Genomic DNA, 10,449 nt, shown 5'->3' on the forward strand with positions numbered 1-10,449 from the left:
ACGGCCATCACGGACCTCCCGGGTTGCGCAGCGCTATCGATGCTTCAAACAGCCGCCGCACGCGCTGGCGTTGGACTTCGGGCAGCAGACTTTCCTGGATGCGCACGCCACGGTCGCGCTCGGCCGCAGTGGCGGAGTAGGCGCCGCCGAGCAAATCGTATGGCGCAGTTTCCGCGCCGGGGCGCGAATGCGCCTCGCCATGCAGCAGCAAGCCGACCTTGATGCTGGCGACGCGCTTCCACCAGGTCTTGCGGTTCAAGTCCTGCGCCCTTGCCGCTGCCGTGGCGCCCTCCAGCACCAGTTCCGCATCCAGCGCGCGGACGGCGCTGGCGTTCAGGTAGCGGTTGGGGATGCCGTCCGAAGGCGTGTCGGTGTCGATGCCATAGAGGACCTGGAAAGAGTCCACGCCGCGCACGATGGCGTCCGCCCCCCAGCTGTTTGCGCTCTTGTATTTGCAGCGTAACTCGGCCACGCCGTCGCCGCCTGCTGCGACGTAGAAGATGCTCCATCCGCGCTGCGCCTCCGTGCCGGCCGCGGCCGTACCGAACCCGGCACAGTTGAGTACCGAGCCGTCCGCGTCCGGACTGCCGGAGCCTGCGAAGCGCAGGGCCAGCACGTCGCTGCCATTGACCGCGTTCGCGAGCGGCTCGTCGATGCCAGTGGAGGTGCGGCTGATGCTGGCCGCGTCCAGTCCGCTGATGTTGGCGCTGGCTTCCGGCAGCGTGGCAGGAGGCACGCCGGCGGCGTCCCAGTTGACGAAGGCGGCCTGGCGCACCGCCTGGCCGACCATGGCCAGCGCGTAGCGGCCGCTGTCATTCAGGCGGGCGCTTTCAGTGTGATGCACATAGTTGGCGCTGGCGTTGACCACCAGCGCGCTGGCCGCCAGCGTGACCAGCATGCCAACGGCCAGAGCAACCAGCATTTCAACCAGGCCCAAGCCTCGCATGGCCGCGTTGCGGCGCGCCGTCCCGTGCTGCATGCTGCGCCGGCGCAGCGGCGCGGCCGCGCGCTGAATGGCATCCCCTGCGCCGTTCATGGCGTGGCTCCCGCCATCGCCAGCGCCACGCCGGGGGAGTAGCCGCCCGCTGCATCCTTGGCAGGCGTACCGTCGGGATTCCTGCCGCGCCAGCCTATTTTGATAACGACCGGCGCACCGGGGCCGCCGGCACAGGACCAGCGCAGTTGACCGCTAGCCCACATGCCGGTGTCGCGGCAGATGCGCACCCGTCCGGCCGGCAATTGCGCGGCAACCTGGCGTTTCAGATCGTAGATATCGGCGTCGGCCATGGCCGCGCTGTCGCACATGGCAGCCCAGCACTGGCGGCCCGGTGCGGCCGGGACAGGCTCAGTGTGCGCGTCGTAGTCGAGCGCCAGGTAAGCCATCGCGAGCTGGGCGGGGTTGGCGCGCATGCGGTCGGCCATGGCCGAAGCCATCTGCGCGGCGTTGCTCAGCAATTGCGACTCGTACCGCACGCGCATCGCCACCAGCTGCATGGCGCTGGCACCCAGCACGCCGATGGCCAGCACCACTACAGCCACCAGCACTTCGATCAGCGCCAAGCCGCGCACCCGCCGTTGCGACACCATTCGCCACCTCCGCACATGCCAACTGAGGGACAACCTGAATGCAAGTTAGCAGCGCACGCGGCGGGCGGTTTGCGGCAGATCAAAGCAGAGGTAACTCTTCCTTAAAAATGTGCCATCCGTTTCGAGCTGCAGCGCGAATTTGCTCAAGCCAAGGAAAAAGCGATGCGGGACGGACGGCAGGAAGGGATGCCGCCAGGACGGCAGCAAAGACGGCAGCAAGGAATGCAGCAAGGCCAGGCCGCCCTGCTCGCCCTCCAACTAAGCCAGCGTTTCGGGCCGTTGCCGGACGACATCGCTGCAATGGTCGCCAACGCCGGTGCGGCGCAGCCGCAGGACTGGGCCAAGGCCGTCATCGACGCAGCCTGGACCAGATTTTCCCGCGCCACTGAACGGGCGCTAGGACTTCGGCGATTGCCCCACTTCTTCGATAGCGTCCTGAAACTCGGCCAGGTCCTCGAAATTCTTGTAGACCGACGCGAAGCGGATATAGGCCACCTTGTCCAGCCGCTTCAGTTCCTGCATCACCAGCTCGCCGACGTAGTGCGAATCGACTTCGCGCTTGCCGCTGGTGAGCAGCTTCTCTTCGATCGCCTGCACCGCCAGGTCCACCGAGGCAGCCGCGACGGGCCGCTTGCGCAAGGCCAGCGTCAGGGAGCCGCGCAACTTGGCCGCAGCGTATTCCGTGCGGCTGCCGTTCTTTTTGACCACGAAGGGCATCACAAGTTCAATCCGCTCGTAGGTCGTGAAGCGCTTGTCGCACTTGCCGCAGCGGCGGCGGCGGCGGATCGCGTCCCCTTCCTCCGACACGCGGGTGTCGAGGACGTGGATTTCTTCATGCTGACAGAACGGACATTTCATCTGGCGCGGCGCTTTCGAATGTTAAAAGAGCGCCGGACCGACACGGTCACGGCGCCCCTGATGTTACCAAGACAATGTTTAAGCGTAAACCGGATGCGCGTCAGCCAGCACCTTCACCGCCGCTTTGACGCGTTCGATGGTTGCCTCGTCGTGCGGGTTGTCCAGCACGTCGGCGATCAGGTTGCCCACTTGCTCGGCTTCCGCTTCCTTGAAACCGCGGGTGGTCATGGCCGGCGAACCCAGGCGGATGCCCGAGGTCACGAACGGCTTTTGCGGGTCATTCGGGATGCCGTTCTTGTTGCAGGTGATGTGCGCCTGGCCCAGGATGGCTTCGGCTTCCTTGCCGGTCAGGTTCTTGGCGCGCAGGTCCACCAGGAACACGTGCGACTCGGTACCGCCCGAGACGATGCGCAGGCCGCGCTTGATCAGCGTCTTGGCCAGCACGTCGGCGTTCTTCACTACCTGCTGCTGGTATTCCTTGAACGCCGGCTGCAGCGCTTCCTGGAAGGCCACGGCCTTGCCGGCGATGACGTGCATCAGCGGGCCGCCCTGGATGCCTGGGAAGATGGCCGAGTTGATGATCTTCTCGTGCTCGGCCTTCATCAGGATGATGCCGCCGCGCGGGCCGCGCAGCGATTTGTGCGTGGTCGAGGTGACGAAGTCGGCGTGCGGCACAGGATTCGGGTACAGGCCGGCGGCGATCAGGCCGGCGTAGTGGGCCATGTCGACCATGAAGTAGGCGCCCACCGATTTCGCCACGGCGGCGAAACGCTCGAAGTCGATCTTCTTGGAGAACGCCGACGCGCCGGCGATGATCAGCTTCGGCTTGTGTTCCTTGGCCAGCGCTTCCATCGCGTCATAGTCGATGTCCTCTTCCGCGGTCAGGCCGTAGGACACCACGTTGAACCACTTGCCGGACATGTTCAGCGCCATGCCGTGGGTCAGGTGGCCGCCTTCAGCCAGCGACATGCCCATGATGGTGTCGCCCGGTTTCAGCACGGCGAAGAACACGCCCTGGTTGGCTTGCGAACCCGAGTTCGGTTGCACGTTGGCCGCTTCCGCGCCGAACAGCTTCTTCACGCGGTCGATCGCCAGCTGTTCCACCACGTCCACGTATTCGCAGCCGCCGTAGTAGCGCTTGCCTGGATAGCCTTCGGCGTACTTGTTGGTCAGCTGGGAGCCCTGGGCTTCCATCACGGCCGGCGAGGTGTAGTTCTCGGAAGCGATCAGCTCGATATGGTCGTGCTGGCGGGTGTTTTCCTTGCCGATCGCGGCAAACAGTTCAGGATCGATGGAGGACAGGGTGTGATCTTTTGCAAACATGAAAAAACTCCAAGTGAGAGAGTAAATCTGGCAGGTGGATCGAATGAGGAACGCCAATAAGCGAGGAGCAGCCTCTTCGTGCTTTCCATCGGTGGCTGCCCAGGCGAACGGCTGTTGATTTGAAATCTCACGTTCCCCGGTGGATGCCCACCTTTCGCCGACAGATCGCGCAAGCGCAGACCCGGCTTTTCGCCAGTCACGTGAGACGTAATGGAAGCCAGATTGTACTATCAAGTTAGGCAATTACGCTACACTTGCCCTAATTTCCACCATGCCATCTTGCAAGGAACTTAATATGATCGTCTTCATCACCGGCGCCAGCGCCGGCTTCGGCGCCGCCATGGCGCGCGTGTTCACCGCCCATGGCCACAAAGCCATCATCGCCGCGCGCCGCACCGGGCGCCTGCAGGCGCTGGCCGCCGAACTGGGCGAGCAGGTGCTGCCGCTGGAACTGGATGTCACCGACAAAGCCGCCATCCGCGCCGCGCTGGACCGCCTGCCCGCCGAATGGCGCCAGATCGACGTGCTGGTCAACAACGCCGGCCTGGCGCTGGGCGTCAAGCCGGCCCACGAAGCCTCGCTGGACGACTGGGAAACCATGATAGACACCAACTGCAAGGGTCTGGTGACCATGACCCATGCCGTGCTGCCGGCGATGGTGGCGCGCGGCAGCGGCACCATCATCAACATCGGCTCCACCGCCGGCGCCTACCCTTACCCGGGCGGCAATGTGTACGGCGCCACCAAGGCCTTTGTCGAACAGTTCACGCTGAACCTGCGCGCCGACCTGGTGGGTACCGGCGTGCGCGCCACCAACCTGGCGCCCGGCCTGTGCGGCGGCACTGAATTCTCCAACGTGCGCCTGAAGGGCGACGACGCGGCCGCCGCCAAAGTCTACGAAGGCACGGTGCCGCTGTCGCCGCAGGATATTGCCAACACCGCCTACTGGATCGCCACCCTGCCGCCGCACATGAATGTGAACCAGATCGAACTGATGCCGACTTGTCAGGGTTTCTCCCCTTTCACCATCAAACGCGGCTAAAATTAGCGTTTTCGCCGGAAAAACGTAAGTGAGTGTTACAAGATGCTCAAACTGCCCGGCGAAATCGCGTAGAATATTGCCCAATCTCATTAGTAGTCAGAACAACATGCCTTCAGCCTTTACCTGGAATGTCCGTGTCTATTACGAAGACACCGATGCCGGTGGTATTGTCTATTACGCAAATTATCTCAAATTTTTCGAACGCGCGCGGACCGAATGGCTGCGCGCTATCGGCGTTGACCAGCACGCCCTGCTGCAGGAGCACGACGCCATGTTCGTCGTGAAGAATGTCGCCGCCGAGTATCATGCGCCAGCCAAACTGGACGATGTACTAAAATTAACCTTAAGTATCGAAAAGCTGGGCCGCGCTTCGCTGCAGTTCGTGCAGCAGGCCTGGAACGGCGATCAATTGCTCAACACGGCGCGCGTAAAAGTTGGTTGCGTCGATTCCGCGCTGCGGCCGCGCGCGGTCCCCGATGTGGTAGCGGCACGCATGCGCGGCGCCGAGTCATCCCCAAACTCAGACTGAAACAATGAACGTCACCCAAGACCTCTCCTTCATCGCCCTCATCTCCAACGCGCACCTGATCGTTCAGCTGATCATGGCGCTGCTGCTCGGTATCTCGCTCACCAGCTGGACCTACATTTTCCGCAAGATGTTCGCCGTGCGCGCCGCGCGCCGCCAGACCATCGACTTTGAAAAAACCTTCTGGGCCGGCGGCAACCTGCACGCCCTGCACCAGAGCGCCGGCAGCAACCGCGAACAGAGCGGCGCGCTGGCGCGCATCTTCGAAGCGGGCATGGGCGAGTTCATCAAGGGCAAGGCCGCGCACGCGGGCAGCCGCGAAATGGACGCCGGCGCCGTGCTGGACGGCGCGCGCCGCGCCATGCGCGCCGCCTTCCAGCGCGAAATGGACGCGCTCGAATCGCACCTGGCCTTCCTGGCCTCGGTCGGCTCGGTGTCGCCGTACATCGGCCTGCTGGGCACCGTGTGGGGCATCATGAACGCCTTCCGCGGCCTGGCCAACGTGCAGCAAGCCACGCTGGCCGCCGTCGCGCCCGGCATTGCCGAAGCGCTGATCGCCACCGCCATCGGCCTGTTCGCCGCGATTCCGGCCGTGGTCGCCTACAACCGCTTCTCGCACGATATCGACCGCCTGGCTATCCGTTTCGAGAGCTTTGTGGAAGAATTCTCCAACATCCTGCAGCGCCAGTCGCGCTAAGCGGAGAGGACAACCATGGCATCTTCTTTCTCCAGCGGCATGCGCGGCAGCCGAGGCAGCCGCAAGCTGAAGTCCGAGATCAACGTCGTACCCTACATCGACGTGATGCTGGTGCTGCTGATTATTTTCATGGTAATGCCGTCGTCGAACAACCCGTCGCAGGTGGACTTGCCGCAAGCCGAGCGCTCCACCCGCCCGCCGGACGACTATATCCAGATCATCATCAAGCCGAACGGCGCGCTGTCGATCGGCGTGCAGGGCAAGAACGCGGACGCGCCGGAAACCGAGCCGAACCGCGACGCGCTGGTACGCAAGCTGCGCAAGCTGCATGAGGCGCACCCCGAATACCCGGTGATGATTTCCGGCGACAAGGAAAGCAAGTACGACGATGTGATCCAGCTGATCTCCGAATCGAAGAAAATGGGCATCAACCGGGTCGGCCTGGCCACGAAGTAAGCATGACGATGAAACACGCAACCGCAGGCGGCCCGTACCGGGTGCCGAAACGCGACGACCGCTGGAGCTCGATCGGCCTGGCTGCGGCCATGCACGCGGGCCTGCTGTTCTTCCTGTGGGTGGGCGTGGCATGGCAGAACACCGAGCCGGTGGCCGTGGAAGCGGAAGTGTGGGATATGACCACCCAGACCGCCGCGCCGCCCGCGCCGACGCCGCCGCAGGTGAAGCCGGAGCCCGAACCGGAGCCGGAGCCGACCCCGGCCCCGCCGCCCAAGGTGGTAGCGCCACCAGTGGAGGCGCCGCCGCCGGCCGTCGATCCGGACATCGCGCTGCAAAAGCGCAAGGCCAAGGAAAAGGCCGAAAAGGAACGCGTCGAAGAAGAGAAGGCGAAGAAAATCCTCGAGCAGAAGAAGCTCGAGGACCAGAGGAAGCTCGACGAGAAGAAAAAACTCGAGGAAAAGAGAGAGGCGGAAGAAAAGGCCAAGGAAGATAAGGCCAGGGAAGAAAAGAAAGCCGCGGAAAAAGCGGCCAAGGCCAAAGCGGAAGCAGAGCAGAAAAAGCTGGAAAAACAGCGTGCGGCGGATATGGCGCGCATCATGGGCACCGCTGGTGCAGGCACCACCGGCACGGCCGCGAAAGCGACCGCGCCGCGCCTGGACAGCGGCTACGTGGCCGCCATTACCGCCAAGATCAAGAGCAACATCGCGTATGGCGGCGGCGACACCGCCGGCAACCCGCGCGCCGAGTTCAAGATCGAGCAACTGCCAACTGGGGAAATTATTTCGGTCCGGAAGATCAAGAGTAGCGGTATTCCCGCCTACGACCTGGCGGTGGAAGCAGCCATCGCCAAGTCGTCGCCTTTGCCGAAGAAGAAAGACGGCTCGGTGGAACGCGAGATTACCGCAGGATTCAACATGAAAGATTTGCCTTGAGAACCAATATGAAAAAACTGACTAGCGTGACCAATGCCCTTGTCGCCGCCAGCCTGCTGGCCAGCCTGAACGCCTACGCGCAGCTGCGCGTGGAAATTTCGGGCGTCGGCAGCAACCAGATCCCGATCGCCGTGGCCGCCTTCGCCGACGAAAACCTGGCCCCTAGCCAGGCCTCGGCCATCATCAAGGCCGACCTGGAACGCAGCGGCATGTTCAAGATCATCGACGCCGGTACGGTCAGCAACGTCAACGACGTCGACTACAGCCAGTGGAAATCGCGCGGCGCCAACGCCATCGTGGTCGGCACCGTGAGCAAGCTGGCCAACGGCGCCTTCGACGTGCGCTACAAGCTGTTCGACACCATCAAGGCCACCAAGCTGTCGCAGCTGGACCAGTCCGCGCACCCCAACGAAACCCGCCTGGCGGCCCACAAGATCGCCGACGACGTGTTTGAAAAGCTGACCGGCGTGCGCGGCGCCTTCGCCACGCGCGTGGCCTACGTGGCCCAGCAAGGCCGCCAGTACCGCCTGGTGGTGGCCGACTCGGACGGCGAGAACGAACAGCCGGCGCTGATCTCCAACGAACCCATCATTTCGCCTTCCTGGTCGCCGGACGGCAACAAGGTGGCCTATGTGTCGTTCGAGCAGAAGAAGCCGGTGGTGTACGTGCAGAACCTGGTCACGCGCGCACGCACCGTCATCGCCAACGAGAAAGGCAGCAACTCGGCGCCATCCTGGTCGCCGGACGGCAGCAAGGTGGCCGTGGCCCTGTCCAAGTCGGGCAACACCCAGGTCTACATCGCCAACGCCGACGGCAGCGGCATCCGCCGCATCTCGAACAGCTCCGGCATCGACACCGAGCCGCAGTTCTCGGCCGACGGCCAGTACATCTACTTCACCAGCGACCGCAGCGGCGGCCCGCAGATCTACCGCATGAGCGCCAGCGGCGGCGACGCCAAGCGCGTCACTTTCAGCGGCAGCTACAACATCAGCCCGCGTATTTCCTCGGACGGAAACACGCTGGCTTACATCTCCCGGCGCGACGGCGGCAACTTCCAGCTTTACGTGATGGATCTCGCCTCCGGCCAGGAACAACGCCTGTCCGACACCACCAGCGACGAGTCGCCCAGTTTCGCTCCGAACGGCAAGTACTTGCTGTACGCGACCGTCTCGGGCGGCCGCAAATCGCTGGCTGTGGTGTCGGTCGACGGCCGCGTAAAGCAACGCTTGACGATTCAAGCGGGTAATATCAAGGAGCCCACCTGGGGTCCTTTCATGAAGTAAATGCAGTCTTTCATCAACGACCAGGAGAACTAAAAATGCGTAACGTTAAAAGCGTAGCCTTCATCCTCAGCACCGCAGCCCTGCTGTCGGCTTGCTCGACCCCAGTAAAAGTGGCAGAACCAGCGAAAGTGGAAGAAAAGCCAGTCGCTGCCGCCCCTACCCCTGAGCCAACCCGCCCAGTGGCGCCGGTCAGCACCGCTTCGATCGATCCACTGGACGATCCTAAAGGCGTGCTGGCCCAGCGTTCGGTATACTTCGACTTCGACAGCTACGTCGTGCGTGAAGACGGCAAGCCAGTGGTACAGAACCACTCCGGCTACCTGACCAAGAACGCCAAGCGTTCGATCCTGATCCAAGGCAACACCGACGAACGCGGCGGCGCGGAATACAACCTGGCCCTGGGCCAGAAGCGCGCGGAAGCCGTCCGTAAAGCCATGACCGCCCTGGGCGTGCCAGAGAGCCAGATCGAAGCCGTATCGCTGGGCAAGGAAAAGCCTAAAGCCGAAGGCCACAACGAAGAAGCATGGGCGCAAAACCGCCGTGCCGACATCGTCTACAAGTAATTCTGTAGTCGCAGTATGGCAACACACGGGGCGGCGCGCAGTTTATACTGCGCCCTGCCCCGTTTCTCTTTTGAAAGCGCACTGCACATGATGACACTGACCAAATCCGGCCTGCGTTCCGCCGCCGCCGCCCTGCTGGCCGCCGGCGCCTTCCTGCCGCTGCACGCCGGCGCCGCCCTGTTCGACGACGACGAAGCCCGCAAAGCCATTCTCGACCTGCGCGCCAAAGTGGAAGCCATGCGCGCCGAGTTGAACGGCCGTATCGACACCAAAGCCGACAAGTCCGTCGCACTGGACATGAACAATCAGCACGAGCAGACCATGAGCGAAATCGCCAAACTGCGCGGCTCGCTGGAAGTGCTGGCCAACGAACTGGCCAACACGCAAAAACGCCAAAAAGATTTCTACGTCGATCTCGACGCCCGCCTGCGCAAGCTCGAGCCGCGCCAGGTGACCATCGACGGCAAGACCGCCGCCGTGGATCCAAGCGAGCAGAAGGCCTACGACGCGGCCATGCTGCTGTTCAAGTCGGGCGACTTCAAGACCGCCGCTGTCGCGTTTGCCGAGTTCGTGCGCCAGTACCCCGAGTCGGGCTACGCGGCCAACGCCCAGTATTACCTGGGCACCACCCACTACGCGCAGAAAGACTGCAAGGCAGCGATCCTGGCCGAGCAAGTGGTCGTGAAAGCCTACCCGGACAGCCCGCGTGCGCCGGAAGCCATGCTGCTGATCGCGGGCTGCCAGGCCGAACTGAAAGCGGCGGCCAACGCCAAGAAGACGCTCACCGAGCTGATCAGCAAGTACCCGGACAGCGAGTCCGCCGCCACCGCGCGCGAGCGCCTGAAGGGCAAGTAGGCGGCAAACAAGCGGCTTGTGGCAAGTCTGATGCTCATGAGCATTTGACAGGACGGCCGGACACCCCTATAATCTTGCTTCTTTCGGGGGTCGTTAGCTCAGCTGGTAGAGCAGCGGACTTTTAATCCGTTGGTCGCAGGTTCGAATCCCGCACGGCCTACCACTCGAAAGAAGCCAAGGTTTTATGCCTTTGGGTCGTTAGCTCAGCTGGTAGAGCAGCGGACTTTTAATCCGTTGGTCGCAGGTTCGAATCCCGCACGGCCTACCAAGAATTATCAAGGAAGCCCACGAATTTCGGTTCGTGGGCTTTTTTGTTTCTGGTCGCTC

General features: G+C 63.1%; 13 protein-coding genes, 2 tRNA genes and 1 riboswitch. Of the genes, 10 read left to right on the forward strand and 5 right to left on the reverse strand.

Features of this window, described 5'->3' with window-relative positions:
• Window positions 1-7: 7 nt before the first annotated feature.
• From AC6H42_RS21415 to glyA, 5 genes are all read right to left on the reverse strand, one after another.
• The gene (locus AC6H42_RS21415) at window positions 8-1,036 is read right to left on the reverse strand and encodes a PilW family protein (protein WP_229418329.1); all 1,029 of its coding nucleotides are present in this window, start codon (window positions 1,034-1,036) and stop codon (window positions 8-10) included.
• Complete coding sequence (gene pilV, locus AC6H42_RS21420) at window positions 1,033-1,587, reverse strand: type IV pilus modification protein PilV (RefSeq protein ID WP_497548900.1); 555 nt, start codon at window positions 1,585-1,587, stop codon at window positions 1,033-1,035. The genes AC6H42_RS21415 and pilV overlap by 4 nt, the downstream gene beginning before the upstream one ends.
• Window positions 1,588-1,632: 45 nt before the next feature.
• Window positions 1,633-1,818, reverse strand: a complete 186-nt coding sequence (locus AC6H42_RS21425; RefSeq protein ID WP_157201148.1) for a hypothetical protein — start codon at window positions 1,816-1,818, stop codon at window positions 1,633-1,635.
• Window positions 1,819-1,983: 165 nt separating this feature from the next.
• Entirely contained in the window at window positions 1,984-2,445 is a 462-nt protein-coding gene (gene nrdR, locus AC6H42_RS21430; protein WP_497548901.1) for a transcriptional regulator NrdR, read from the reverse strand.
• 78 nt (window positions 2,446-2,523) lie between these two features.
• On the reverse strand, window positions 2,524-3,768 hold the full coding sequence (gene glyA / locus AC6H42_RS21435) for a serine hydroxymethyltransferase (RefSeq protein ID WP_057157772.1): 1,245 nt from the start codon (window positions 3,766-3,768) through the stop codon (window positions 2,524-2,526).
• Between the two features lie 90 nt (window positions 3,769-3,858).
• Window positions 3,859-3,978, reverse strand: a riboswitch (ZMP/ZTP riboswitch).
• 85 nt (window positions 3,979-4,063) lie between these two features.
• On the opposite strand from glyA, the gene AC6H42_RS21440 reads away from it, so the two are divergent.
• The 10 genes from AC6H42_RS21440 (at window position 4,064) to AC6H42_RS21485 (ending at window position 10,390) form a co-directional block, all read left to right on the forward strand.
• Complete coding sequence (locus AC6H42_RS21440) at window positions 4,064-4,810, forward strand: SDR family oxidoreductase (RefSeq protein WP_057157771.1); 747 nt, start codon at window positions 4,064-4,066, stop codon at window positions 4,808-4,810.
• 106 nt (window positions 4,811-4,916) lie between these two features.
• Complete coding sequence (gene ybgC, locus AC6H42_RS21445; RefSeq protein ID WP_056397459.1) at window positions 4,917-5,339, forward strand: tol-pal system-associated acyl-CoA thioesterase; 423 nt, start codon at window positions 4,917-4,919, stop codon at window positions 5,337-5,339.
• 4 nt (window positions 5,340-5,343) lie between these two features.
• Complete coding sequence (gene tolQ / locus AC6H42_RS21450) at window positions 5,344-6,033, forward strand: protein TolQ (RefSeq protein ID WP_057157770.1); 690 nt, start codon at window positions 5,344-5,346, stop codon at window positions 6,031-6,033.
• A 15-nt stretch (window positions 6,034-6,048) separates the two neighbouring features.
• Entirely contained in the window at window positions 6,049-6,489 is a 441-nt protein-coding gene (locus AC6H42_RS21455) for an ExbD/TolR family protein (RefSeq protein ID WP_057157769.1), read from the forward strand.
• Window positions 6,490-6,491: 2 nt separating this feature from the next.
• The gene (gene tolA, locus AC6H42_RS21460; protein ID WP_307188304.1) at window positions 6,492-7,421 is read left to right on the forward strand and encodes a cell envelope integrity protein TolA; all 930 of its coding nucleotides are present in this window, start codon (window positions 6,492-6,494) and stop codon (window positions 7,419-7,421) included.
• Window positions 7,422-7,429: 8 nt separating this feature from the next.
• On the forward strand, window positions 7,430-8,704 hold the full coding sequence (gene tolB, locus AC6H42_RS21465) for a Tol-Pal system beta propeller repeat protein TolB (RefSeq protein ID WP_057157768.1): 1,275 nt from the start codon (window positions 7,430-7,432) through the stop codon (window positions 8,702-8,704).
• Window positions 8,705-8,739: 35 nt separating this feature from the next.
• On the forward strand, window positions 8,740-9,267 hold the full coding sequence (pal, locus tag AC6H42_RS21470) for a peptidoglycan-associated lipoprotein Pal (protein WP_057157767.1): 528 nt from the start codon (window positions 8,740-8,742) through the stop codon (window positions 9,265-9,267).
• A gap of 87 nt (window positions 9,268-9,354) precedes the next feature.
• A complete protein-coding gene (gene ybgF, locus AC6H42_RS21475) occupies window positions 9,355-10,122 on the forward strand; it encodes a tol-pal system protein YbgF (protein ID WP_057157766.1) in 768 nt (255 codons plus the stop codon).
• A gap of 87 nt (window positions 10,123-10,209) precedes the next feature.
• Window positions 10,210-10,285: transfer RNA gene (locus tag AC6H42_RS21480), tRNA-Lys, on the forward strand.
• A gap of 29 nt (window positions 10,286-10,314) precedes the next feature.
• Window positions 10,315-10,390: transfer RNA gene (locus AC6H42_RS21485), tRNA-Lys, on the forward strand.
• The last annotated feature ends 59 nt before the right edge of the window (window positions 10,391-10,449 follow it).

The sequence above is a fragment of the Massilia sp. NBRC 108631 genome (assembly GCF_059704565.1).

Coding starts and splice junctions, on each gene's coding strand:
- AC6H42_RS21415 (WP_229418329.1), bottom strand. CDS start 1,036: ATGAACGGCGCAGGGGATGCCATTCAGCGCGCGGCCGCGCCGCTGCGC.
- pilV (WP_497548900.1), bottom strand. CDS start 1,587: ATGGTGTCGCAACGGCGGGTGCGCGGCTTGGCGCTGATCGAAGTGCTG.
- nrdR (WP_497548901.1), bottom strand. CDS start 2,445: ATGAAATGTCCGTTCTGTCAGCATGAAGAAATCCACGTCCTCGACACC.
- glyA (WP_057157772.1), bottom strand. CDS start 3,768: ATGTTTGCAAAAGATCACACCCTGTCCTCCATCGATCCTGAACTGTTT.
- AC6H42_RS21440 (WP_057157771.1), top strand. CDS start 4,064: ATGATCGTCTTCATCACCGGCGCCAGCGCCGGCTTCGGCGCCGCCATG.
- ybgC (WP_056397459.1), top strand. CDS start 4,917: ATGCCTTCAGCCTTTACCTGGAATGTCCGTGTCTATTACGAAGACACC.
- tolQ (WP_057157770.1), top strand. CDS start 5,344: ATGAACGTCACCCAAGACCTCTCCTTCATCGCCCTCATCTCCAACGCG.
- AC6H42_RS21455 (WP_057157769.1), top strand. CDS start 6,049: ATGGCATCTTCTTTCTCCAGCGGCATGCGCGGCAGCCGAGGCAGCCGC.
- tolA (WP_307188304.1), top strand. CDS start 6,492: ATGACGATGAAACACGCAACCGCAGGCGGCCCGTACCGGGTGCCGAAA.
- tolB (WP_057157768.1), top strand. CDS start 7,430: ATGAAAAAACTGACTAGCGTGACCAATGCCCTTGTCGCCGCCAGCCTG.
- pal (WP_057157767.1), top strand. CDS start 8,740: ATGCGTAACGTTAAAAGCGTAGCCTTCATCCTCAGCACCGCAGCCCTG.
- ybgF (WP_057157766.1), top strand. CDS start 9,355: ATGATGACACTGACCAAATCCGGCCTGCGTTCCGCCGCCGCCGCCCTG.